At 63.2% G+C, this 24,294-nt stretch carries 21 protein-coding genes and 1 riboswitch; of the genes, 11 read left to right on the top strand and 10 right to left on the bottom strand.

Annotated features, from left to right (window positions below):
* Nucleotides 1–27: 27 nt before the first annotated feature.
* The 3 genes from ACIPZG_RS16675 to tkt all read right to left on the bottom strand — a co-directional run bounded on the left by ACIPZG_RS16675 (nt 28) and on the right by tkt (nt 4,417).
* Entirely contained in the window at nt 28–1,191 is a 1,164-nt protein-coding gene (locus tag ACIPZG_RS16675) for a phosphoglycerate kinase (protein ID WP_400715483.1), read from the bottom strand.
* 12 nt (nt 1,192–1,203) lie between these two features.
* On the bottom strand, nt 1,204–2,265 hold the full coding sequence (gene epd / locus ACIPZG_RS16670) for an erythrose-4-phosphate dehydrogenase (RefSeq protein ID WP_400715481.1): 1,062 nt from the start codon (nt 2,263–2,265) through the stop codon (nt 1,204–1,206).
* A 154-nt stretch (nt 2,266–2,419) separates the two neighbouring features.
* On the bottom strand, nt 2,420–4,417 hold the full coding sequence (gene tkt / locus ACIPZG_RS16665; RefSeq protein WP_400715479.1) for a transketolase: 1,998 nt from the start codon (nt 4,415–4,417) through the stop codon (nt 2,420–2,422).
* A gap of 237 nt (nt 4,418–4,654) precedes the next feature.
* Here tkt and ACIPZG_RS16660 point away from each other — a divergent pair, with 237 nt between their 5' ends.
* The 4 genes from ACIPZG_RS16660 to ACIPZG_RS16645 all read left to right on the top strand — a co-directional run bounded on the left by ACIPZG_RS16660 (nt 4,655) and on the right by ACIPZG_RS16645 (nt 9,210).
* Nucleotides 4,655–5,635 carry an ArsR/SmtB family transcription factor gene (locus ACIPZG_RS16660; RefSeq protein WP_400715477.1) on the top strand — a complete coding sequence of 327 codons (981 nt, stop codon included), beginning with the start codon at nt 4,655–4,657 and terminating at the stop codon, nt 5,633–5,635.
* 19 nt (nt 5,636–5,654) lie between these two features.
* On the top strand, nt 5,655–6,845 hold the full coding sequence (gene metK, locus ACIPZG_RS16655; protein ID WP_008096967.1) for a methionine adenosyltransferase: 1,191 nt from the start codon (nt 5,655–5,657) through the stop codon (nt 6,843–6,845).
* Between the two features lie 145 nt (nt 6,846–6,990).
* Complete coding sequence (gene ligB / locus ACIPZG_RS16650) at nt 6,991–8,688, top strand: NAD-dependent DNA ligase LigB (protein WP_400715475.1); 1,698 nt, start codon at nt 6,991–6,993, stop codon at nt 8,686–8,688.
* A 129-nt stretch (nt 8,689–8,817) separates the two neighbouring features.
* On the top strand, nt 8,818–9,210 hold the full coding sequence (locus ACIPZG_RS16645; RefSeq protein ID WP_400640272.1) for a DUF1090 domain-containing protein: 393 nt from the start codon (nt 8,818–8,820) through the stop codon (nt 9,208–9,210).
* Between the two features lie 52 nt (nt 9,211–9,262).
* Here ACIPZG_RS16645 and ACIPZG_RS16640 read toward each other — a convergent pair whose 3' ends face one another.
* The gene (locus tag ACIPZG_RS16640) at nt 9,263–9,709 is read right to left on the bottom strand and encodes a c-type cytochrome (protein WP_400715473.1); all 447 of its coding nucleotides are present in this window, start codon (nt 9,707–9,709) and stop codon (nt 9,263–9,265) included.
* A gap of 119 nt (nt 9,710–9,828) precedes the next feature.
* On the opposite strand from ACIPZG_RS16640, the gene ACIPZG_RS16635 reads away from it, so the two are divergent.
* Nucleotides 9,829–10,980 (top strand): murein transglycosylase A, encoded by a 1,152-nt coding sequence (locus ACIPZG_RS16635; RefSeq protein ID WP_008096972.1) that lies wholly within the window; start codon nt 9,829–9,831, stop codon nt 10,978–10,980.
* 50 nt (nt 10,981–11,030) lie between these two features.
* Here the strand turns inward: ACIPZG_RS16635 and ACIPZG_RS16630 are convergent, their stop codons facing one another.
* Nucleotides 11,031–11,417, bottom strand: a complete 387-nt coding sequence (locus ACIPZG_RS16630) for an MAPEG family protein (protein WP_008100806.1) — start codon at nt 11,415–11,417, stop codon at nt 11,031–11,033.
* Nucleotides 11,418–11,444: 27 nt separating this feature from the next.
* Entirely contained in the window at nt 11,445–12,278 is an 834-nt protein-coding gene (locus ACIPZG_RS16625; RefSeq protein ID WP_400715471.1) for an EamA family transporter, read from the bottom strand.
* Between the two features lie 178 nt (nt 12,279–12,456).
* Between ACIPZG_RS16625 and ACIPZG_RS16620 the strand changes: the two genes are divergently transcribed.
* Nucleotides 12,457–13,692 carry a cation:proton antiporter gene (locus tag ACIPZG_RS16620; RefSeq protein WP_400715469.1) on the top strand — a complete coding sequence of 412 codons (1,236 nt, stop codon included), beginning with the start codon at nt 12,457–12,459 and terminating at the stop codon, nt 13,690–13,692.
* A gap of 32 nt (nt 13,693–13,724) precedes the next feature.
* On the opposite strand, the gene ACIPZG_RS16615 is transcribed toward ACIPZG_RS16620, so the two are convergent.
* Nucleotides 13,725–14,126 carry an acyl-CoA thioesterase gene (locus tag ACIPZG_RS16615; protein WP_008100811.1) on the bottom strand — a complete coding sequence of 134 codons (402 nt, stop codon included), beginning with the start codon at nt 14,124–14,126 and terminating at the stop codon, nt 13,725–13,727.
* 179 nt (nt 14,127–14,305) lie between these two features.
* Nucleotides 14,306–14,402, top strand: a riboswitch (S-adenosyl-L-homocysteine riboswitch).
* 21 nt (nt 14,403–14,423) lie between these two features.
* On the opposite strand from ACIPZG_RS16615, the gene ahcY reads away from it, so the two are divergent.
* From ahcY to ACIPZG_RS16590, 5 genes are all read left to right on the top strand, one after another.
* Entirely contained in the window at nt 14,424–15,833 is a 1,410-nt protein-coding gene (gene ahcY, locus ACIPZG_RS16610) for an adenosylhomocysteinase (protein ID WP_400715467.1), read from the top strand.
* Between the two features lie 118 nt (nt 15,834–15,951).
* Nucleotides 15,952–16,797, top strand: coding sequence for a methylenetetrahydrofolate reductase [NAD(P)H] (gene metF / locus ACIPZG_RS16605; protein WP_400715465.1), 846 nt, complete (start codon nt 15,952–15,954; stop codon nt 16,795–16,797).
* Nucleotides 16,798–16,891: 94 nt separating this feature from the next.
* Nucleotides 16,892–17,968, top strand: coding sequence for a hypothetical protein (locus ACIPZG_RS16600; RefSeq protein ID WP_400715724.1), 1,077 nt, complete (start codon nt 16,892–16,894; stop codon nt 17,966–17,968).
* Nucleotides 17,969–18,010: 42 nt separating this feature from the next.
* Nucleotides 18,011–18,799, top strand: a complete 789-nt coding sequence (locus tag ACIPZG_RS16595; RefSeq protein ID WP_400715463.1) for a substrate-binding periplasmic protein — start codon at nt 18,011–18,013, stop codon at nt 18,797–18,799.
* A 218-nt stretch (nt 18,800–19,017) separates the two neighbouring features.
* A complete protein-coding gene (locus ACIPZG_RS16590; protein WP_400715461.1) occupies nt 19,018–20,907 on the top strand; it encodes a DEAD/DEAH box helicase in 1,890 nt (629 codons plus the stop codon).
* Nucleotides 20,908–21,009: 102 nt separating this feature from the next.
* Here ACIPZG_RS16590 and ACIPZG_RS16585 read toward each other — a convergent pair whose 3' ends face one another.
* The 3 genes from ACIPZG_RS16585 to ACIPZG_RS16575 all read right to left on the bottom strand — a co-directional run bounded on the left by ACIPZG_RS16585 (nt 21,010) and on the right by ACIPZG_RS16575 (nt 24,131).
* Nucleotides 21,010–21,588, bottom strand: coding sequence for a YceI family protein (locus ACIPZG_RS16585; protein ID WP_008090346.1), 579 nt, complete (start codon nt 21,586–21,588; stop codon nt 21,010–21,012).
* A 34-nt stretch (nt 21,589–21,622) separates the two neighbouring features.
* Nucleotides 21,623–22,174: a cytochrome b gene (locus tag ACIPZG_RS16580; RefSeq protein WP_400715459.1), complete on the bottom strand. Its 552-nt coding sequence runs from the start codon at nt 22,172–22,174 to the stop codon at nt 21,623–21,625.
* A gap of 211 nt (nt 22,175–22,385) precedes the next feature.
* Complete coding sequence (locus ACIPZG_RS16575) at nt 22,386–24,131, bottom strand: flavin monoamine oxidase family protein (RefSeq protein ID WP_400715457.1); 1,746 nt, start codon at nt 24,129–24,131, stop codon at nt 22,386–22,388.
* Nucleotides 24,132–24,294: the final 163 nt, after the last annotated feature.

Raw genomic sequence — 24,294 nt, 5'->3', positions numbered from 1 at the left:
CGCTCCCTTTGCCAGGCGCCGCCATTGTCAGGCTTTTGCCCGCTCTTCCAGGATCGCCACGGCCGGCAGTACCTTGCCTTCGACGAACTCGAGGAATGCACCGCCACCGGTAGAAATGTAGGAGATATCTTTGCTGACGCCATATTTATCGATGGCTGCCAGGGTGTCGCCACCACCGGCGATGGAGAACGCGGCGCTGTCGGCGATGGCCTTGGCCAGCACCTGGGTGCCGTTGCCGAACTGATCGAACTCGAACACACCGACCGGGCCGTTCCACAGGATGGTCTTCGACGACTTCAGCAGCTCGGCGAAGTTGGCGGCGGTTTGTGGGCCGATGTCCAGGATCATGTCGTCAGCCGCCACGTCGACGATGGCCTTGACGGTAGCTTCGGCACTTTCAGCGAATTCCTTGGCGACCACCACGTCGACCGGCAGCGGCACGCTGACCTTGGCGGCGATGGCCTTGGCGGTGTCGACCAGGTCAGGCTCGTACAGCGACTTGCCCACCGGGTGACCGGCAGCGGCGAGGAAGGTGTTGGCAATGCCGCCACCGACGATCAGCTGGTCGCAGACGCTGCTGAGGCTGTTCAGCACGTCCAGTTTGGTGGACACCTTGGAACCGGCAACGATGGCCGCCATCGGCTTGGCCGGGGCCTTCAGGGCCTTGCCCAGGGCATCCAGTTCGGCAGCCAGCAGCGGGCCGGCAGCGGCGACCTTGGCGAACTTGGCAACACCATGGGTGGAGCCTTCGGCGCGGTGGGCGGTGCCGAAAGCGTCCATGACGAACACATCGCACAGGGCGGCGTACTTCTGCGCCAGCTCGTCGGCGTTCTTCTTCTCGCCTTTGTTGAAGCGAACGTTCTCGAACAGCACCAGGTCACCGGCCTTGATCTCGACACCGTCCAGGTAGTCGGCGACCAGCGGCACGTCGCGGCCCAGGGCCTTGCTCAGGTAATCGGCTACCGGCTTGAGGCTGTTCTCGGCCGAGAATTCGCCTTCGGTCGGGCGACCCAGGTGCGAGCAGACCATTACCGCCGCGCCCTTTTCCAGGGCGAGCTTGATGGTCGGCAGCGCTGCCAGGATACGCGCGTCGCTGGCTACCACACCGTCCTTCACAGGCACGTTGAGGTCTTCGCGGATCAGTACGCGTTTACCTTGCAGGTCGAGGTCGGTCATCTTCAACACGGTCATGAATGCAGTCCTTCAGGGCTGTTTGCTGCGGGTTGGGTGGACGACGTGCAGATAGTGTTCGGCAACGTCGAGCATACGGTTGGCGAACCCCCATTCGTTGTCGAACCAGGCCAGCAGGTTCACCAGGCGGGTGCCTGAGACGCGGGTCTGGCTGGCATCGACGATCGCCGAATGCGGGTCATGATTGAAATCACAGCTGGCGTGGGGCAGCTCGGTGTAGGCCAGCAGGCCTTTCAGCGGGCCTTCCAGCGCCGCCTCGCGCAGCACCCGGTTGACTTCGGCCGCGCTGGTGTCGCGGGCGGTCTGCAGGGTGATGTCCAGGCACGAGACGTTGACGGTCGGCACGCGTACCGCTTTGGCCTGGATTCGCCCGGCAAGTTCCGGGAGCAGGCGCTCGATACCACGCGCCAGGCCGGTGGACACCGGGATCACCGACTGGAAGGCCGAGCGCGTGCGGCGCAGGTCTTCATGGTGGTAGGCGTCGATCACCGGCTGGTCGTTCATGGCCGAGTGGATGTTGGTGATCTGCACGTACTCGATGCCGAAGGCCTGGTCCAGCACCCGCAGCAGCGGCACACCGCAGTTGGTGGTGCAGGAGGCGTTGGACACCAGTCGCTCAGCGCCCGTCAGGCAATCCTGGTTGATACCGTAGACCACCGTGGCATCCACATCGGCCTCGCTGGCCATGGGCTGGGAAAACAGCACCCGCGGTGCGCCAGCATCAAGGAATCGCTGGCCATCGGCGCGGGTGTGGTAGGCGCCGGAGCATTCCAGCACCAGGTCGATATCCAGGGCCGCCCAGTCGACGCCCTCGGGGGTGGCGCTGCGCAAGACCTTCACGCAGTCGCCATTGATATGCAGACAGTCGCCGTCGACCCTGACCTCGCCGGGGAAACGCCCGTGGGTGGAGTCGAAGCGTGTCAGGTATTCCACGCTGGCCTGGTCGGCCAGGTCGTTCAGCGCAACGATCTCGAAACCAGCCTTTGCCCCACGCTCGAACAGTGCGCGCAGGACACAGCGGCCGATGCGGCCGTAACCGTTGAGTGCAACTTTGTAGGGACGCGGGTGGGGCATTCGGTGGCTCGCTAACGCATGATGGCTGTTAGGGCCGCTTGGCGGCCCATCGCGACGCAAGGCCGCTCCTACAGGGTACGGTGTACGCCATACCTTGTAGGAGCGGCCTTGTGTCGCGAAACGAGGGCAACGCCCTCGCCTCGCACAGTCGGAATCAGTCTTCCAGCAGCTCTTCGGCGGTGCCCAGGATGTTTTCCAGGGTGAAGCCGAATTCCTCGAACAGTGCCGCGGCCGGAGCCGACTCACCGTAAGTGGTCATGCCGATGATACGACCTTCCAGGCCGACGTACTTGTACCAGAAGTCGGCGTGGGCAGCTTCGATGGCAATACGCGCACCCACTTCCACCGGCAGCACGGACTGCTTGTAGCCAGCGTCCTGGGCGTCGAACACGCTGGTGCACGGCATGGAAACCACGCGCACATTGCGGCCCTGCTCGGTCAGCTTGGCATGTGCCTGAACAGCCAGGCCCACTTCCGAACCGGTGGCGATCAGGATCAGCTCAGGCTCGCCTGCGCAGTCCTTGAGGACGTAGCCGCCGCGGCTGATGTCGGCGATCTGCTGAGCGTCGCGCGCTTGGTGCTGCAGGTTCTGGCGCGAGAAGATCAGCGCCGACGGGCCATCCTTGCGCTCCAGGGCGTGCTTCCAGGACACGGCCGATTCGACCGCGTCGGCTGGGCGCCAGGTGTCCAGGTTCGGCGTGCTGCGCAGGCTGGTCAGTTGCTCGATCGGCTGGTGGGTCGGGCCGTCTTCGCCCAGGCCGATGGAGTCGTGGGTGTAGACGTGGATCACGCGCTGCTTCATCAGCGCCGACATGCGCACTGCGTTACGGGCGTATTCCATGAACATCAGGAAGGTCGCGCCGTAAGGCACCAGGCCGCCGTGCAGGGCGACGCCGTTCATGATCGCGGTCATGCCGAATTCGCGCACGCCGTAGAACACGTAGTTGCCGCTGGCGTCATTGGCTTCGACACCCTTGCAACCTTTCCACAGGGTCAGGTTGGAACCTGCCAGGTCCGCCGAACCGCCGAGGAACTCAGGCAGCAGCGGGCCGAAGGCGTTCAGGGCATTCTGGCTGGCCTTGCGGCTGGCGATGGTCTCGCCCTTGGCAGCCACTTCATTGATGTAGGCCTGGGCCTTCTCACTGAAGTCGGCCGGCAGCTCACCGCTGTCACGGCGCTTGAACTCGGCAGCCAGCTCCGGGTAGGCCTTGGCGTAGGCGTCGAAGCGCTGGTTCCAGTCGGCCTCGGCCGCGGCACCGGCAGTTTTGGCGTCCCACTCGGCATAGATGTCGGCAGGGATTTCGAACGGACCTTGGTTCCAGTTCAGTTCCTGGCGGGCCAGGGCGATTTCGTCGTTGCCCAGCGGTGCGCCGTGGCAGTCTTCCTTGCCCTGCTTGTTCGGCGAACCGAAGCCGATGATGGTCTTGCAGCAGATCAGGGTCGGACGGTCGCTCTTGCGCGCCGTCTCGATGGCCATCTTGATTTCTTCGGCGTCATGGCCGTCGACGTTGCGGATCACCTGCCAGTTGTACGCTTCGAAGCGTGCCGGGGTGTTGTCGGTGAACCAGCCGTGCACTTCACCGTCGATGGAAATGCCGTTGTCGTCGTAGAAGGCGACCAGCTTGTTCAGGCCCAGGGTGCCGGCCAGCGAGGCGACTTCGTGGGAGATACCTTCCATCATGCAGCCATCGCCGAGGAACACATAGGTGTTGTGGTCGACGATGTTGTGGCCTTCACGGTTGAACTGGGCACCCAGTACTTTTTCAGCCAGGGCAAAGCCCACGGCGTTGGCCAGGCCTTGGCCCAGCGGGCCGGTGGTGGTCTCGACGCCCGGGGTGTAGCCGTATTCCGGGTGGCCCGGGGTACGGCTGTGCAGCTGGCGGAAGCCTTTGATGTCATCGATGGTGACGTCGTAGCCGGTCAGGTGCAGCAGCGAGTAGATCAGCATCGAGCCGTGGCCGTTGGACAGCACGAAGCGGTCACGGTCGGCGAAACTCGGGTTGCTCGGGTTGTGCTTCAGATAGTCGCGCCAAAGTACTTCAGCGATATCCGCCATGCCCATAGGGGCACCTGGGTGGCCGCTGTTAGCCTTTTGCACGGCATCCATGCTGAGGGCACGAATGGCGTTGGCACGTTCACGACGGCTGGGCATCGCTTATCTCCTGGGCTTGAATAGGTGGTGTTACGAAAAAAGGCGGCCATTTTCGCCCACAGGCGGGCCCGGGGGCAATGACGTATGGTCGCAGATGGGGATTTTTCCTGTGAATGGGCGCCAAATCGGGTGAAAAACGGGAATGCCAAGCGCCCAACCGCCCGCCCATCACCCAATATCAAAACTTTTTGATATTGACCTTGCGAGGGCAACGCTGCCTGTCTAGACTGCCGCCCCATGAATCAGCGCGTGCAATCGATCCCTTCCCAGCAAAGCGACACCCTGGCAGCCCTGTGCAAGGCCAGCGGCGACGAGCTGCGCCTGAACGTTCTGCGGGTGCTGGCCAGCGACTCGTTCGGCGTGCTGGAGCTGGCGCAGATCTTCGACATCGGCCAGTCGGGCATGAGCCACCACCTCAAGGTGCTGGCCCAGGCCGAGCTGGTGGCCACGCGCCGCGAAGGCAATGCCATTTTCTATCGTCGAGCCCTGCCGCACGGCCGCCTGCACACGGCGCTGCTCGAAGAGGTCGACGAACTGGCGCTGGCGCAGGATGTCCAGGCCCGCATCGCGCAGATCCAGCAGCGTCGCGCGGCCACCAGCCAGGACTTCTTCCTGCGCGTGGAAGAGAAATTCCGCGCCCAGCAAGACTTGATCGCCGGCTTGCCGCAGTACCGTGAAAGCCTGCTGGCCCTGCTCGACAAGTTGAATTTCGCACCAAGCGCCAGTGCGCTGGAGGTAGGCCCCGGCGACGGTGGCTTCCTGCCCGACCTGGCCCGGCGCTTCGCCCGGGTCACGGCCATGGACAACAGCCCGACCATGCTCGAGCTGGCGCGCCAGGTCTGCGAGCGCGAAGACCTGAACAATGTGAACCTGCAGTTGGCCGATGCACTGGGTGCAACGGATGTGGAAGCCGACTGCGTTGTGCTGAACATGGTCTTGCACCATTTCAGCGACCCGGCCCAGGCCCTGCGCCTGCTGGCCAAACGGGTGAAGGCGGGCGGCAGCCTGCTGGTCACCGAACTGTGCAGCCATGACCAGGGGTGGGCGCGGGACGCCTGCGGCGACCTCTGGCTTGGCTTCGAACAGGACGACCTGGCCCGTTGGGCCAATGCGGCCGGGTTAGCCCCCGGGGACAGCCTCTACGTAGGCTTGCGTAACGGTTTCCAGATACAGGTCCGCCATTTCCAGCGGACGACTGGCGACACACACCATCGGTAATTTTTAGGAACCCTTCGAGATGAGCGAATACTCCCTTTTCACCTCCGAGTCCGTGTCCGAAGGGCATCCGGACAAGATCGCCGACCAGATTTCGGACGCGGTCCTGGATGCCATCATCGCCCAGGACAAGTATGCCCGCGTGGCCTGCGAAACCCTGGTCAAGACCGGTGTCGCCATCATCGCCGGTGAAGTCACCACTTCGGCTTGGGTAGACCTGGAAGAACTGGTGCGTAAAGTCATCATCGACATCGGCTATAACAGCTCCGACGTCGGCTTTGACGGCGCCACCTGCGCCGTGATGAACATCATCGGCAAGCAGTCGGTGGACATCGCTCAAGGCGTCGACCGCTCCAAGCCGGAAGATCAGGGCGCGGGCGACCAGGGCCTGATGTTCGGCTACGCCAGCAACGAAACCGACGTGCTGATGCCGGCACCGATCTGCTTCTCGCACCGCCTGGTCGAGCGCCAGGCCGAAGCGCGCAAGTCCGGCTTGCTGCCATGGCTGCGTCCGGACGCCAAGTCGCAGGTCACCTGCCGCTATGAAAACGGCAAGGTGGTCGGCATCGACGCCATCGTCCTGTCGACCCAGCACAACCCTGAAGTCTCGCAAAAAGACCTGCAGGAAGCCGTGATGGAGCTGATCGTCAAGCACACCCTGCCTGCCGAACTGCTGCACAAGGACACCCAGTACCACATCAACCCGACCGGCAACTTCATCATCGGTGGCCCGGTGGGCGACTGCGGCCTGACCGGCCGCAAGATCATCGTCGACTCCTACGGCGGCATGGCCCGTCACGGTGGTGGCGCGTTCTCCGGCAAGGACCCGTCCAAGGTCGACCGTTCCGCCGCCTACGCCGGTCGCTACGTGGCCAAGAACATCGTTGCCGCGGGCCTGGCCGAGCGTTGCGAGATCCAGGTGTCCTACGCCATTGGCGTGGCCCTGCCGACTTCGATCTCGATCAACACCTTCGGTACCGGCAAGGTTTCCGACGACAAGATCGTCCAGCTGGTGCGCGAGTGCTTCGACCTGCGTCCGTACGCCATCACCACCATGCTCGACCTGCTGCACCCGATGTATCAGGAAACCGCTGCCTACGGTCACTTCGGCCGCACCCCGCAGCAGAAGACTGTCGGCGACGACACCTTCACCACCTTCACCTGGGAGCGCACCGACCGCGCCCAGCAGCTGCGTGACGCTGCCGGCCTGTAAGTTTCCTACAGCGGTAAACGAAAGCCCCTGCCGAGCGATCGGCAGGGGCTTTTTTGTGACATATCACCTGACAACTGTGCCGTGCAGGGTCAAGGGCACCTGCCTAGGCTGAGGCGCTACACTCCACCACGCAAGGATGCTGGCCATGCCATGGATGCTGTTCTTCACGCTGCTGATACTGCCCACTTTCCCTTCCCACGCCCGCGAATGCCCGGCATGGTCCGCTGCGCGGGCAACCGCCGAAGTGGCTGCCTTGCACGACACCCTGGGCCGCTGGGACGACCACTACCACCGCCTCGGCAAGGCGCTGGTGGCCGACGAACTGTACGACCAGAGTCGCCAGCGCCTGCTGCAGCTGCAGCGGTGTTTCGCACTGGAGGGCGAACTGAACTCACTGGCCGGCGCACGTGGTCCGATAGCCCATCCGGTTCCCCATACCGGCGTCGACAAACTGCCTGACGAGGCGGCTGTGGGGCGCTGGATGGCGGGCAAGCCAGGCGTGTGGATCCAGCCGAAGGTCGATGGCGTTGCGGTCTCGTTGAGCTACCGGCAAGGCCAACTGGTGCAACTGCTCAGCCGCGGCGACGGCCTTCAGGGGCACGACTGGAGTCGTCACATTCCGCACCTCGAGGCGATCCCTCGGCAACTCTCCCGGCCAGTGGACCTGACACTGCAGGGCGAGCTGTACCTGCACCTGGAGGCTCACGTGCAGTCCCAGGCAGGCAGCGTCAACGCCCGTGGCACGGTGGCCGGCTTGCTGGCGCGCAAGCAACTGGGCCGTGAACGCGGTGCCCGCATCGGTCTCTTCGTCTGGGACTGGCCGCACGGCCCGAATCATCAGGCCGAACGCCTGGCACAACTGAGCGCGCTGGGTTTCCCGGACAGCCAGCACTACAGCAAAGCCGTCGACACCCCCGAGCAGGCCGCCCACTGGCGGCTGCACTGGTATCGCTCACCCCTGCCCTTCGCTACCGACGGCGTGATCCTGCGCCAGGACAGCCGCCCACCTGCCGAGCGCTGGCAAGCCAATGCACCTTACTGGATCGCGGCCTGGAAGCACCCGTTTGCCCAGGCGCTGGCAGAGGTCCGCGATGTGCATTTCCGGGTTGGACGCACCGGCAAGATCACGCCGCTGCTGAAGCTTCACCCGGTCGAACTGGACGATCGACGCATCTCCCAGGTCAGCCTGGGTTCACTGGCCCGCTGGCAAGCCGTCGACGTTCGCCCAGGGGACCAGGTGGCGATCAGCCTCGCCGGACTGACCATCCCACGCTTTGAACAGGTCGTGCACCGCGCAACCGAGCGCCAGCCCGTTTCACCGCCCGCGCCGGGCCGCTTCGACGCCCACAGTTGCTGGCAGGCCAGCGCAGGTTGCGAAGAGCAGTTCATCGCCAGGCTTGCCTGGCTCGGCAGCAAGCATGGCCTGGCCATGCCCGGTGCAGGCCCCGGCACCTGGCGACGGTTGGTAGAAAGTGGGCGGGTGGCTGCCATCACCGATTGGCTGGCACTCGATGCCGATCAATTGATCACAGTACCCGGCGTCAGCGAAGCCACGGCCAACCGCTTGCTGTACAGCTTCGCTGTGGGCCGCTCTCGCCCCTTCGAGCAGTGGCTTCGCGCGCTCGGCATACCCGCACCGCGCGCACTGTCGCTGCAGGGGGATTGGCCGACGCTGGCCAAGCGCTCGACGGCTGATTGGCAAGCCCTGCCCGGAATAGGCGAAACGCGGGCGCGGCAGTTGGCCAGCTTTTTTTCCACAACTGATGTTCAGCGCATCGCCGAGCGATTGAGTGACTACGATATAGACGGATTCCAATTGCCTCGTTCAAGCGAGGAGCAATGAGTTTTCACAAAAAAACAGGTACGAAACGTCTTGGTTTGTTCTAGAAAAGTCCAACAAGGGTTCCTTAATCAACAAAACCAAGGCAGCATTTGTCCCACTTTTTGCTGCCCCCCCGTCAAGGAGGCCCTTATGAAACGTATTTCCACTCTCGTTCTGCTGGCAACGCTCGGATTGAGCGCAGGTGTCGCCCAGGCTGCGCAACCGGATGACGGCCTGACTGGCTGCGCGGCCAAACGCAGCGCCATCGAGAATCAGCTCAAGATTGCCCGTGACCACGGTAACAGCGACCAGGTCGCGGGCCTCGAAGAGGCGCTGCGTGGCGTCGACAACTGCACCGACGCGAGCCTGCGCAAAGAGCGTGAGCAAAAGGTCCTCGATGCCCGGCACGAAGTGGCGCAGCGCGAGAAAGACCTGAAGAAGGCCGAGAAGAAAGGCGACGCGGAAAAGATCAACAAGCGCAAGGACAAGCTGGCCGAATCGCGCAAGGAACTGCAGGAAGCGGTGGACGAACTCGACCGTTGAAGACGCGAGGGTCCTATCGCTGGCAAGCCGGCGATGAGGCCCTCACAGGCGATCAATGATTGCGGAACTCGGTATGGCAGGCCTTGCACGCGGCTTCGACCTTGTCCATCGGTCCCTTGAGCTGTGCAACGTCGAGCGGCTGGCTGCGCGTCACGTCGACCAACTCGCCGGTGACGTCTTCCAGTTGCCGTGCAAGGTCATGAAAGCGCGCCTGCCGCTCCCACACTTCAGGCCGTGCGCTGCTGTCGCCTTCATCCCGGACCTGGGGGAAATGCTGCCATGGCTCATGGGACAAGGCGTCAAGCGTCGCCGCGCCGCCGGCGAACTTCACGCCGTCGAACGGCAAACGTCCGCGCAGCATGCCGCCCAGGTCCTCGCTGGTCTTGAGCATGTCCTTGAAGATCGCCTTGCGCTTGCCCAGTGGCGAGTTCGGGTCGACCCGGTCACAGGCAGTCAGGGCAAGGGCGGCGAGCAGTACTACGGTCAATCGCTTGAACATCACGGTCACTTGGGCCTTCGCAAATGGGCGGCCAGTATCGCCGCCCACCGGACAAAGACCAATAGCCACATAAAACACAGGGGTGAATCTTCATGTTCGCCCCTGACAGGAACCCTCCGATGAAATCTGCCCTGCGCCACCTGGCCTGGACACTCCCGGCCCTGGCCCTGCTGGCCGGCTGTAACGGCGGCGAAACCGCCAAGCCCGAGCCACATGCCATCGCCACCTATGCGCCGGCCACCTGGAACGACTTGCCCAGTGTCAGCGACAGTGACCTGCTGGCAGGCTTCGCTGCCTGGCGGGTTGGCTGTGAGAAACTCAAGCGCGACCCCGCGTGGGCTCCCACCTGTGAAGCCGCGCAATCCGTTCAACAGGATCCCGCCCAGGTACGCACCTTTCTGCAGCAGCAACTGCAGGTCTACGGCCTTCGCTCTGCCGAAAACAACGCCAATGGGCTGATCACTGGCTACTACGAGCCGGTCTACCCTGGCAGCCTGAAACGCACCGAAACCGCGCAGGTTCCGGTGTACGGGGTGCCAGAGGACATGATCGTGGTCGACCTGGCCAGCGTCTATCCCGAACTCAAGGGCAAGCGCCTGCGCGGTCGTCTCGAAGGCCGCATGCTCAAGCCTTACGACACCGCCGAGGTAATCTACCGCGACGGCGCCAAGGCGCCGGTGCTGGCGTGGCTGACCGACCCGATGGACCTGCAGTTCCTGCAGATCCAAGGTTCGGGGCGTGTGCAGCTGGATAATGGCCGCCAACTGCGACTGGGCTACGCCGACCAGAACGGCCACCCCTACCGGCCGATTGGCCGCTGGCTGATCGAACAGGGTCAGTTGAAGAAAGAAGACGTGAGCATGGGCGCCATCCATGCCTGGGCCCAGGCCAACCCGCAGCGCGTACCGGAGCTGCTGGCCAGCAACCCTAGCTACGTGTTCTTCGGCACGCGCCCGGACAGCAACGAAGGACCACGCGGCTCGCTGAACGTGCCGCTGACCGCGGGTTACAGCGTGGCCATCGATCGCAAGGTGATTCCGTTGGGTAGCTTGCTGTGGTTGTCCACAACGCGCCCGGATGGCACGCCGGTGGTGCGCCCAGTCGGGGCCCAGGATACCGGCGGCGCGATCACCGGTGAGGTGCGCGCAGACCTGTTCTGGGGGACTGGCCCGCAGGCCGGGGAATTGGCTGGCAACATGAAGCAGCAGGGGCAGATCTGGATGCTGTGGCCCAAGGGCAAGCCATTGCCAGAGGTGCCAAAGGTTCCGTGAACCTGTACCGGCCTCATCGCCGGCAAGCCGGCGATGAAGGCGACACGCTCTCAGATGGAAACCACAAAGAACGAAACGATCAACGCCAATCCGGCAAACCACACCAGCGAGCGCAACGCCGCCCAGTCCGCCAGGTAGCAGATGATGTACAGCAAGCGGCTGGTGACATACATCACGCCCAGCACATCCTGCGTCACCTGTTCGGCATTGCCGACGACATCCGCTACCAGCACCGCCGCCGCAAATGCCGGAAACGCTTCGTAACCGTTCTGCTGCGCGGCATGGGCACGGCGCGGCAGCCCCGACAGTGTGTCGAGGAAGGCACGCGGATCATGGTTGTCTTTCAGGCCAAAGCGGCCGCTACTGACTTTGGCGATCAGCGCACAGAGCGGTGGCAGTACCAACGCGATCAGGATGCACCACAGGGCAACGGTCATGCTCATGACTCCTTGTTCGAAAGTGGGTTAGAGCTTCATCACCAGCATGCCTGCCAGGACCAGCCCGCAAGCTAGGAGTCTTGGCCCGCCAAAAGGTTCTTTGAGGTAGCGCATGCCCAGCAGCACCACCAGGATCACGCTCAGCTCCCGAAGCGCCGCCGCCTCGGCCACCGACCCCAGGTGCATGGCCCACAGCACCAGCGCATAGCTGAGCAGCACGCACACGCCCACTGCCACGCCCAACCGCCATTGCGTGCGCCAGAACAGCACGAACGGTGCCCGCCGCGCCACGCTGGCCAGCAGCGGAAATGGCCAGGCACTGAGCAAGGTCAGCCATACCAGGTAGTCCCAGGGCTTGCCCCATAACCGCACCGCCTGCCCGTCGAACCAGGTGTAACAACCAATGCACAGGCCGATCAGCGCCACTATCGGCAACATCGACCAGGGCAACCGATCCCCGCCGCCGCCCTGCCACAACAAGCAGGCCATGCCGCAAGGAATCAGCAAAATGCCGATGATCTGCTGCTGGCTCAGCGACTCGCCGGCGAACGCCAGGGTCAGCCCCAGCACCACCAGCGGCGACAGCCCGCGCATCAGAGGATAGACCAGGCCCAGATCGCCCACCCGGTAGGCCTGGATCAGCAGAAAGCGGTACAGCTGCTCGGCCAGCGCCGAGGCCAGCAGCCAGGGCCAGATTTCGGCGGGGGGAAAATCGACGAACGCCACGGCAAACACAGCGAAAGCCAGTGCCACGGTGTCCATGCTGGCAATGACCAGCAGGCGTTCGCCGCTGAATTTGATCAGGGTGTTCCAGGTCGCGTGCAGCAGGGCGGCGATCAGAACCAGGGAAGTTGCCAACACGCGGGGCGCTCCTTGCAGTCAGAGCAGGCAACGATACAACGCTTCTAGCCTGCAGGGTGCCATTGAACGAAAAGAACAAATCCGGTCAAACCTGTGCCCCGAAGCCGTCGCCAGGTCATCAAACCACTGCCCGATGCCGTTCGGGTACGCCTTGGAAGCCATTGCTACAGGACTCAGGATGCTTGAATTAGTTGCCGCGTTTATCTGCCTCACCACCCTCCTCACCTACGTCAATTACCGTTTCATCGGACTGCCACCCGCCATCGGCGTGATGGTCACGGCACTGCTGTTTTCCCTGATGCTGCAGGGCCTGAGCCTGATTGGCTTTCCAGGCCTGGAAGAGCGCGTCGAAGGGCTGATGGGCCAGATCGATTTCAATGACCTTCTGATGCACTGGATGCTGTCGTTTCTGCTGTTCGCCGGTGCACTGCACGTCAACCTGACGGACCTGCGCAGCTACCGCTGGCCGATCGGGCTGCTGGCCACCTTCGGCGTGCTGATCGCCACCGTGGTGATCGGCTATCTGTCGCACTGGGTATTCGCCCTGTTCGGCTGGCAGGTACCGCTGATCTACTGCCTGCTGTTCGGTGCGCTGATCTCCCCTACCGACCCGATCGCCGTGCTGGGCGCCTTGCGTACCGCCAACGCCTCCAAGCCGCTGAAGACCACCATCGTCGGCGAATCGCTGTTCAACGACGGCACGGCAGTGGTGGTGTTCACCGTGCTGCTGGGCATCATCCAGCTGGGCGAAACGCCGAGCTTCTCCGACACCGCGCTGCTGTTCGCCCGCGAAGCCGTCGGCGGCGTGGTGTTCGGCGGGCTGATCGGCTACGCCACCTACCGCATGATCAAGAGCGTCGAGCAGTACCAGGTCGAGGTCATGCTGACCCTGGCGCTGGTCATCGGCGGCTCGGCGATGTGCTACGAACTGCACGTTTCGGCGCCGATCGCGATGGTGGTGGCCGGCCTGATCATCGGCAACCTGGGCCGCAACCTGGCGATGAACGAAATGACCCGTCGTTACATGGACGGTTTCTGGGAACTGATCGACGACATGCTCAACGCCCTGCTGTTCGCCCTGATCGGCCTGGAGCTGTTGCTGTTGCCGTTCAACTGGCTGCACCTGGCGGCGGGTGGCGTGCTGGCGGTGGCGGTATTGCTGTCGCGGTTGCTGACGGTGGCGCCGGCCATCGTGCTGCTGCGCCGCTGGCGCAGTGTGCCCAAAGGCACCGTGCGGGTGCTGACCTGGGGTGGTTTGCGCGGCGGGGTGTCGGTAGCGCTGGCACTGTCGTTGCCGCAGGGGAGCGAGCGTGACTTGCTGCTGTCGATCACCTATATCGTGGTGCTGTCTTCGATTCTGGTGCAGGGGTTGAGCATTGGGCGGGTGGTGCGCAAGGTTAGCGTGCAACCCTGACATTTTGGGGCCGCCTTGCGGCCCCAAAGCCATCACTCGACCGCCGAATCCGGGAACTGGTCCTGCACGTACTTGATCTCGGTCCGCCCGTGGGCCGCCGGCATACCATCTTCGCCCAGGTTGACGAAGACCATGCGGTCTACCGTGAGGATGCTCTTGCGGGTGATCTTGTTGCGCACTTCGCAGCGCAGGGTGATCGAGGTGCGGCCAAACTCGGTGGCGGTGATGCCCAGCTCGATGATGTCGCCCTGGCGCGAGGCACTCACGAAGTTGATTTCCGACATGTACTTGGTCACCACGCGCTGGTTGCCCAGCTGGACGATGGCGTAGATCGCCGCCTCCTCGTCGATCCAGCGCAGCAGGCTGCCGCCGAACAAGGTGCCGTTGGGGTTGAGGTCTTCGGGTTTTACCCATTTGCGGGTGTGAAAGTTCATCAGTACTCCTGACCTGCTTGGCTAACGTGAAGTAATGATGGCAGAGCGGCGCCGGGCGCTCCATTGAACATCGACTATCGTCTCGATAAATCGACAGAAAGCCTTGGGTGTGTCACACAGCCACGGCTATAATCCCTGCCGATTCACATGGCAGCCATTAGCGGTGCCATGCCCGCCACCTGTCCGAGGGGCGCTGCAGCAGGCTCGGCCTGTCAGGCTCGGATGGGGCGTTGTCCGCTCAAGCGGACGCTTAACGCACAACGGCGCCCATTCGCACACTACGAATGGAGGCTCTCAATGAGCGCTGTAAACACGCCTGCAGGTTTTACCGATTTCAAAGTCGCCGACATCTCCCTGGCCGCCTGGGGCCGTCGCGAAACCATCATCGCCGAATCGGAAATGCCTGCCCTGATGGGCCTGCGTCGCAAGTACCTGACTGAGCAGCCGCTCAAGGGTGCGAAGATCCTGGGCTGCATCCACATGACCATCCAGACTGCCGTGCTGATCGAAACCCTGGTTGCCCTGGGTGCCGAAGTGCGTTGGTCGTCCTGCAACATCTTCTCCACCCAGGACCAGGCGGCGGCTTCCATCGCTGCCGCCGGTATCCCGGTCTTCGCCTGGAAAGGTGAAACCGAGGAAGAGTACGAGTGGTGCCTGGAGCAGACCATCCTCAAGGATGGCCAGCCATGGGACGCCAACATGATCCTCGACGACGGCGGTGACCTGACCGAGCTGCTGCACAAGAAATACCCGGCCGTGCTGGACCGCGTCCACGGCGTCACCGAAGAGACCACCACCGGTGTGCACCGCCTGCTGGACATGCTGGCCAAAGGCGAGCTGAAAGTCCCGGCGATCAACGTCAACGACTCGGTCACCAAGAGCAAGAACGACAACAAGTACGGTTGCCGTCACAGCCTGAACGACGCCATCAAGCGCGGTACCGACCACCTGCTGTCGGGCAAGCAAGCCCTGGTGATCGGCTACGGTGACGTGGGCAAGGGCTCGGCCCAGTCCCTGCGTCAGGAAGGCATGATCGTCAAGGTCACCGAAGTTGACCCGATCTGCGCCATGCAGGCCTGCATGGACGGTTTCGAGCTGGTCTCGCCGTTCATCGACGGTATCAACGACGGCACCGAAGCCAGCATCGACAAGGCCCTGCTGGGCAAGATCGACCTGATCGTCACCACCACCGGTAACGTCAACGTCTGCGATGCCAACATGCTCAAGGCCCTGAAGAAGCGTGCCGTGGTCTGCAACATCGGCCACTTCGACAACGAGATCGACACCGCCTTCATGCGCAAGAACTGGGCATGGGAAGAGGTCAAGCCGCAGGTGCACAAGATCCACCGCACCGGCGCTGGCGACTTCGACCCGCAGAACGACGACTACCTGATCCTGCTGGCCGAAGGCCGCCTGGTGAACCTGGGTAACGCCACTGGCCACCCAAGCCGCATCATGGATGGCTCGTTCGCCAACCAGGTACTGGCGCAGATCTTCCTGTTCGAGCAGAAGTACGCCGACCTGTCGGCCGAGAAGAAAGCCGAACGTCTGACCGTTGAAGTGCTGCCCAAGAAGCTCGACGAAGAAGTGGCCCTGGAAATGGTCCGCGGCTTCGGCGGCGTGGTCACCCAACTGACCAAGCAGCAGGCCGACTACATCGGTGTGGCTGTCGAAGGCCCGTTCAAGCCGCACGCCTACCGCTACTAAGCGACAAGCGCCCGTCGGCATCCCGCCGGGCGCTTGTAGTCGTTGAATCTTGATCGATGCCCAAGCCAGGCCGGCCCCCACCGCCCTGGCTTTTACTTGCAGCTTGCAGGAAACAGAGATGTCACAAGAACGCCGCTACAGTTTCGAATTCTTCCCGACCAAGACCGATGCCGGTCACGAAAAGCTGATGGGCGTTGCCCGCCAGCTGGCCGTCTGCAACCCGGACTTTTTCTCCTGCACCTACGGTGCCGGTGGCTCGACCCGCGACCGTACCCTGAACACCGTGCTGCAGCTGGAAAGCGAGGCGAAGGTACCTGCTGCGCCACACCTTTCGTGTGTCGGCGATAGCAAGGACGAGTTGCGCGCACTGCTCGCTCAGTACAAGGCCGCCGGTATCAAGCGCATCGTCGCCCTGCGTGGTGACCTGCCGTCGGGCATGGGCATGGCCAGTGGCGAACTGCGCTATGCCAGCGACCTGGTCGAGTTCATCCGCCAGGAAAGCGGTGACCACTTCCACCTGGAAGTTGCCGCCTATCCGGAAATGCACCCGCAAGCACGCAACTTCGAAGTCGACCTGGCCAATTTCGTGCACAAGGTCAAGGCCGGTGCAGACAGCGCCATCACCCAGTACTTCTTCAACGCCGACAGCTACTTCTACTTCGTCGAGCGCGCGCAGAAGCTGGGCGTGGACATTCCGGTGGTGCCCGGCATCATGCCGATCACCAACTACAGCAAGCTGGCACGCTTCTCCGATGCCTGCGGCGCCGAGATCCCGCGCTGGATCCGCAAGCAGCTGGAAGCCTACGGCGACGACACCGCCAGCATCCAGGCTTTCGGTGAAGAAGTGATCACTCGCATGTGCGAGCAGCTGCTGCAAGGCGGCGCTCCGGGCCTGCACTTCTATACCCTGAACCAGGCCGACGCCAGCCTGGCGATCTGGAACAACCTGAAGCTGCCTCGCTGAAACTTTTTGGCAAGATCTCATTCAGAAATGATTAAGACTTTGGTCGTAGACTGAGGCCTTATTTCATTTCTGGATCAAACAGGTCTTGCCTGAAATGCAGCCGCGCTCGCCTTCCCGTCCACAACTGGTCTACCTGGCCTTTGGCCCGGCCACCTATCACCAGGAGGCCTCCTTCAGTATCGTCAGCGCCCTGGCGCACCTGGACGTGCATGCAGGCGAGACCCTGGACATCCAGGTCTACACCGACAACCCGCAGCCCTATGGCAAATTGCCGGTCACCGTGCACCTGCTCGACGAAGCCACCCGCAAGGCGTGGAACGCACCGCACGGCTATCACTTTCGCAGCAAGCACGTGCTACTGCGCCAGATCCTTGGTCAGCATCCCCTGGCCGTACTGATCGACACCGACACCTTTTTCCGCACCTCGCCCCTGCGGCTGTTCGAACGCGTCCGCCCCGGCCACCTGCTGTGCAACTTCGTCGGTGCGCGCTATGGCGCCAACCAGGCGTGCCTGCTGTACAAGAACCTGCTGGGTATCCTCAAGCAGCGCGGCCTGGCCGACTGCCAGATGCCGCTGGTGAACTCCGGGGTCATCGGGCTTACCGCCGAAGACGCTGCAACGCTCGACCAATCCATCGCCCTGATGGACGAGCTCTACCCGCTGGCCCGCTCGGCCTACACCCTGGAAGAGTTCTGCCTGGCAGTGGCTGCGTACCGCAAGCTCGAACTGGCCGAATGTACCGATGTCATCCATCACTACTGGAGCCGCAAGGCCCAGTTCCGCGCCAAGATCCAGGCCTGGTTGCGCAAGCATGGCGACGATCCGCTGAGCGCGGCGGCGCTGGCCGATGTGTTGCTGGTCAATGATCAGTTGCCACGGCCACCCGCGCTGCACCGCTTGGGCTACAAGGCTTTGAGCCTCACCCTGCCGAGCCGCGAGCGGCAGTTCGCGCGTGAGTTGCTGTATGGCTGCTACCCCTACCCCAACGAATTCGACCGCGCCTGTGCCCCGGCCTGGTGGGACAAGGCGCTGGAAAATCTCAACGAGCGCAACGGCCGCATCGCGCCGGAACAGTTGCGCCAGTGCCTGCGCCATCCGGGCTTGCGCTTGTCGCTGGGCGAGCGACGCAAGGACATCGAGGCACATCTGCTGAGAAACGCTTCCCACTGAGCCAGACTGGCCTTGCCCTGGCCGAGCGCGTAATCTCGCGCCATGCCTGCTATCAACCGCCTGCTGTGTATCCTGCTGCTCGCCTGCCTGAGCCCGATGGCGCTGGGCGATCGGTTGCGCCTGGTCAGCGACGACTGGGCGCCGTACATCTACCGGGATGCCGGCCAACCCAAGGGCATCGACTACGAAGTCACCAGCGAGGTGTTCAGGCGGCTGGGGGTCGAGGTGGACTGGCAGTTCCTGCCCTGGAAGCGCTGCCTGGCGATGGTCGAACAAGGCCTGGCCGACGGCGTGATGGATATTTTCCAGACCGACGCGCGCAAGGCCTACATGGTCTACCCCATGGAGCCCATGTCGGATGTCGAATTCGTGCTGTACCAGGCCAGCCGCCGGCGTCATGTCATCAGCCAGCTCAGCGACCTCCGCGACCTGACCGTGGGTACCTCGCCGGGCTATGCCTATGGCCCGGTATTCGAACAAGCGTCGGGTTTCAGGCGTGAACCGGGCCCCAGCCATGAAGCCAACTTCGGCAAACTCATGCTCGGGCGTATCGACCTGCTGGTGACCGACCGCAGGGTGGGGCGCTACCTGCGCCAGCAACTTGGCCTGGAACAACAAGTCGAAGAACTGCCTCTGGTGATCAGCCGCCAATCCCAATACCTGGGGCTGGCACGAAAGCCCGGGCGCGAACAGCTGGCCCAGGCCTTTGCAAATGAACTGCGACGGTTCAAGCAAGAGCCAGCCTATGTCGCGATAATCGAACGCTATATTGGCGACTCCGGCCATCTTCCTGACGCCGTTGAGCAGCAGGAAAGCAGCACGCTGCAATAGCTCTGTTATACTCGGGCCTTCCCGCCCGGCTCACGCCCGGACGCTCGGCCTCGCAACAAGCATCCCGATCGGCATTGACGCCCCTTGGCGTCTACCTCCCGCTTCCCGGATGCGCAGTGAAAGCCCAGCTGGACCGGACGCGATCGCATCCCACCGATGCCCGTCGCGCCAGGCAGAATATCCCAACGGGCCCAGCCCACACGAGAACAGGATTGCCCATGTCCTTTGCTTCCCTCGGTCTCTCCGAGGCACTTGTCCGCGCTATCGAAGCTGCGGGCTACACCCAGCCGACTCCGGTGCAACAGCGGGCCATTCCCGCCGTGTTGCAAGGCCGCGACCTGATGGTTGCCGCACAGACTGGTACTGGTAAAACCGGCGGCTTCGCCCTGCCGATCCTTGAGCGCCTGTTCCCGGCCGGTCACCCCGACAAATCCCAGCGCCATGGCCCGCGCCAACCGCGTGTCCTGGTGCTGACGCCGACTCGCGAGCTGGCAGCCCAGGTGCACGACAGCTTCAAGGTGTACGCCCGCGACCTGCCACTGGTCAGCGCCTGCGTCTTCGGCGGCGTAGGCATGAACCCCCAGGTCCAGGCCATCGCCAAGGGCGTCGACGTGCTCGTCGCCTGCCCTGGTCGCCTGCTCGACCTGGCCGGGCAAGGCAAGGTAGACCTGGCCCACGTCGAAATCCTGGTGCTGGACGAAGCCGACCGCATGCTCGACATGGGCTTCATCCATGACGTCAAGAAGGTCCTCGCCCGCCTGCCGGCCAAGCGCCAGAACCTGCTGTTCTCGGCGACCTTCTCCAAGGACATCACCGACCTGGCCGACAAGCTCCTGCATAACCCGGAGCGTATCGAGGTCACCCCGCCGAACACCACGGTCGAACGTATCGAGCAGCGCGTCTATCGCCTGCCCGCCAGCCACAAGCGCGCCCTGCTTGCGCACTTGATCACCCTGGGCGCCTGGGAGCAGGTGCTGGTGTTCACCCGCACCAAGCATGGCGCCAACCGTCTGGCCGAGTACCTGGAAAAGCACGGCCTGAGCGCCGCCGCGATCCACGGCAACAAGAGCCAGAACGCCCGCACCAAGGCCCTGGCCGACTTCAAGGCCAACGCTGTGCGCGTGCTGGTCGCCACCGACATCGCCGCACGCGGCCTGGATATCGACCAACTGCCCCATGTGGTCAACTTCGAGCTGCCGAACGTCGAGGAAGACTACGTCCACCGTATCGGCCGCACCGGCCGTGCCGGGCGTTCGGGCGAGGCCATTTCCCTGGTCGCGCCGGATGAAGAGAAGCTGCTCAAGAGTATCGAGCGCGTCACCAAGCAGAAGATCGCCGACGGCGACCTGATGGGCTTCGACCCAAGCCAGGTGGAAGCCGAGAAGCCTGAAGTACGCGAGCGTCCGCAAAACAGTGGCCGTGGTGGTCGCAACCAGCAGGCCCGTGGCGACGGCGGCAAAGACGGCAGCGGTGGCCGCAAGGACAAGGGCAAGGACAAAGGCAAGGCCAAGCCGCAAGCGGCGGAAAAGTCTGCCGACAAGGAAAAGGCTGGCGACAAGCAGCAGCCGCGCAAGCCGCGTGACAGGAAGCCGCGCGAGCAGCAAGCGAACCAGGCCAGCGCACCGAAGGCGACCGCCAACCGTGACCCGGAAGAGTTCCTGGACGACGACGTCGACAACTTCGGTAACCGCGCCGACTACGTCAGCCCCTACCAGAATGCCAAGAACCAAGGCCGCAACCGTCGCCCAGGTGGTGGTGCCGGCCAAGGTCAGCAAGGTCAGGCCAATGCCCCACGTAGTGGCGGTCAGGGTCAGGGTCAAGGCCGCAATGGCGGGCAACCCCGCAGCGCCAGCGGCGAAAAGCGCCCGCCGCGCAACAACAATGGTGGTGGTGGCCGTCGCGATGGCGGCGGTCGCAACCGCCCGGCTGGTCGCGACGATGCATTGCGCCAGGAACCGGCAGTGCGCAGCTCGCGTGAGCCGCAGAACCAGCCGGTGATCATCCGCAAGGAGTCCAAGCTCGACCGTTACCCGACGCCAGAGCAACTGGATGACCTGCCGAGCCGCCCGCGTGGCGAGCGCCCTGCGCTGCTGACCCGCAAAGGCTGAGTCTGTACCGACCTCATCGCCGGCTTGCCGGCGATGAGGCCCGAATAGAGAAACGAAAACGCCGCCCGATTGGGCGGCGTTTTTTATTGCCAAGGCAAAAGCTTACTTCTGCTTCACACCTTCGACACTGATATCCAGGTCCAGGGTCTGCGAGGTCGCACCCGGGCCCTTGATGCCGAAGTCGTTCAGGTTCAGCGTGGTGGTAGCGTTGAAGCCAGCACGCTCACCGCCCCATGGGTCCTTGCCTTCACCGTTGAAAGTGGCCTTGAAGGTCACCGGCTTGGTGACACCGTGCATGGTCAGATCACCAGTCACATCGGCGGTTTTTTCGCCAGTGGACTTGACGCTGGTGGAGACAAACTTCGCTTCAGGATATTTCTTCACGTCCAGGAAGTCTTTGCTGGCGATGTGCTTGTCACGCTCGGCGTGGTTCGACCACAGGCTGGCGGTATCCAGCTTGACGTTGATCTTGCTCGCTTCAGGCTTGGCGCTATCCCAAGTGAAGTCGCCGTCAAATTTCTTGAAGGTGCCGTGGATGAAGCTGTAGCCCAAGTGGCTGATTTTCCAGTCGACGAACGCATGCTGACCTTCCGTGTCGATCTTGTAATCGGCAGCCATGGCCTGGCCAGCGGAGATCAGAGCGGTACCGAGCGCCAGAGCGGCAAAAGTCTTTTTCAACATCCTTACTTCCTTCCCTTGCAATTGAGGTTGAGAGTCAAGCTTTGCGGCCCAGCATACGAGTCAGGGTCGCGTCACGGTCGATGAAATGGTGTTTCAAGGCTGCCAGGGCATGCAGCACGGCAAATATCACCAGGCCCCATGCCAACCAGAGATGAACGACACCCGCCACGTCAGCCTGATCGGGCAGATCGCTGATCAAGGCCGGCACATCGAACAACTCGAAGACCGGAATGCCAACGCCATCGGCGGTCGAAATCAGGTAACCGGCGGCCATCACTGCGAAAAGCCCCAGATACAACGCCAGGTGCCCCAACTTGGCGGCCACGCGAGTGAGCGGCCCGTGGTTGGCCGGCGCCGGCGGTGGTGGGCTGATGAAGCGCCAGAGCACACGCAACAGCATCACTGCCAGCAGCACCATGCCAATGCTCTTGTGCAGGTCGGGGGCAGATTTGCGCCAGGGGCTGTAGTAGTCGAGGCCGACCATCCACAAACCCAGGCCGAACAGGCCAAAAACTGCCAGTGCCACGCCCCAGTGCAGGACGATGCTGACGACGCCATAGCGAGAAGGTGAGTTGCGCAGTTGCATGATGCAGTGTTTCCCCGTGAAAGCTGAGCACAGACTAACGCGAAACGTATCGAAGAAAAGCGGAAAAAATCGCTTTGGATTATCGAGAAAACCGATAGGTAGTGTGTGAGATTGCTATTAAGGAAACATTAACGATAGCGGGGAATCTGAAGTTGTCAGCACCGGCCTCTTCGCGGGACAAGCCCGCTAAGAGGCCGGTAGGGCCAGGAGCTTAGCTGGCTTTTGCCTGGGCGTTGGTCACCGCTTTCTTGGCCGGCTCGGTCTTGGCGGTGGCTTTTTTCGGCTCGGCTTTATGCGCCTGTTTTGCTGCAGGCTTGTGCGCGGGCGCCTGCTTGGCCGGTGCCGCCTTGATGCCGGCAGGTTTGGCAGGTTCTTCCTTGGCAATCGGCGCGGGCACAGCAGCAGGTGCAGCAGACGGCGCTGGGGACGCTTCCTCGGCCTTGGCAACCGGTACAGCCTTCACCTCAGGCTTGTCAGCACCGCCAAACAGCCGCGAGAAGAACCCGCCCTTGTCCTTCGCCGCCACCGCGCCTGCGGTTGCAGCGGCCGCCACCGGCAACGCCTTGGCCGGGTCGAACGATTTACCGGCGAGCAAGTCCTGTACCTGGCTGGCCGCACGCTGGCCACTGCGCAGGGCGCCTTCGAGGGTGCCTGGATAAAGGGCATCGGTGTGCTCACCTGCGAAGGCAATGCGCTGCACCGGGCGCTCCCACAGGCGCCAATACTTGCTGATCTGTCCCGGACCGTAGGCCAGGTAGGCACCGCCCGTACCGGCGTCGGTGCTGTAGCGCTTGAGCTCGTAGCCGGTGAACGAGCCACGGGCCTGTGGATAGAAGGCATGCAGGCGGATCAGCACCTGATCGACCATCTGCTTGTCACCGAAGGCCTGCAGCAGGCGCGCATTGTCGCCGGACAGGTTGATTACCACATTGGCGCCGCCCTTGAGTGCAGGCTCGATCCACAGCATGCCAAGGCCCACGTTGCTGTAGATCTCGCCGGTCATGCGCGAACGGCTTTCCCAGACCGGCTGCTTGAACTTGAGCATCAGCTGGTCGCGCCAACCGTAGTTGGTGCCCCTGAGCGCTGCCACATGCTGGGTATCCAGGACCGGCGTCATCTGGATCTTGGCCAGGGCCCGCAGGGGCACGGCCATGACCACGTAATCGGCCTGGTAGCTGGCACTGCCGGCCTTGACCGTGACGCTGTCCTTGTCCTGGACGATGGAGGACACCGGCGAGTTGGTCTTGATGGTTTTCAGCTGCTTGACGAACGCCTGGGCCAGCACCGGGCTGCCGCCTGGCAAACGCGCGGCACGCAGGTCACGGTCGCTGACACCACGGTACACCCGGCTTTGCTGGGCGAAGTAGAGCAGCGAAAGGCGCGACGGCTCATCGTATCGGGTACGGATCTGCTGGTTGATCAGCTGCCGCGCGGTGGTCGGCAACTGCAACTTGTCCAGCCAGGTGGACACGTTCATCTGGTCGAGGGCGAACAGCGTGCTGGTCGCCTGCGGGTTGAGCGGGTCGTCGATCGAGCGGGCCAGATCGTCGAGGGTCTTCTCGTAACGCTTGATCGCCTCGGCGGTTGCGGGTTGCTTGGTAGGCAGGTCCGTGGCGCTGAAGTACTCGCCATCGATCAGGTAGCCAGGGGTTCGCACGAACTCCGGTGCCGGCAGTGTCTCCAGCTTGAACCGATCCAGGTACTGGTTGAGTACCGGCTGCGCCTTGCTGTTGCCGATCCATTCGCTGTTGGCCAGACCCGAGCGACCGCCCATGCCCGCCTTGGCTTCCAGCAAGGTCACCTGCCAGCCCTTGTTCTGCAGCTCATAGGCCGCGGTCAGGCCAGCCAGGCCACCACCCACGACGATCGCCGAAGGTGTCTTGTCCTTGGCCAGCGTGGCGCCGCTGGACACACCGATCAATACCAACGCGCACAGGCGCACCCAAGCAGCAGCCATGATGGCGAACTCCGAGTCAAACGTTACAGAAATGGGAAGAGGCAGGAATGCCCCGAGATGATGCGTTAAGAATACGTCAGGTCTGCATACCCTGCCACTACAGCGACATCAAGTTCCCTTGGCTACTGACATTTTTGCCAGTAGCCAAGCCTCGCGCCGCTAC

It is taken from the genome of Pseudomonas sp. NPDC089395, assembly GCF_044749525.1.
Classification (GTDB): domain Bacteria; phylum Pseudomonadota; class Gammaproteobacteria; order Pseudomonadales; family Pseudomonadaceae; genus Aquipseudomonas.
This window is presented reverse-complemented; position numbering and strand designations above follow the sequence as displayed.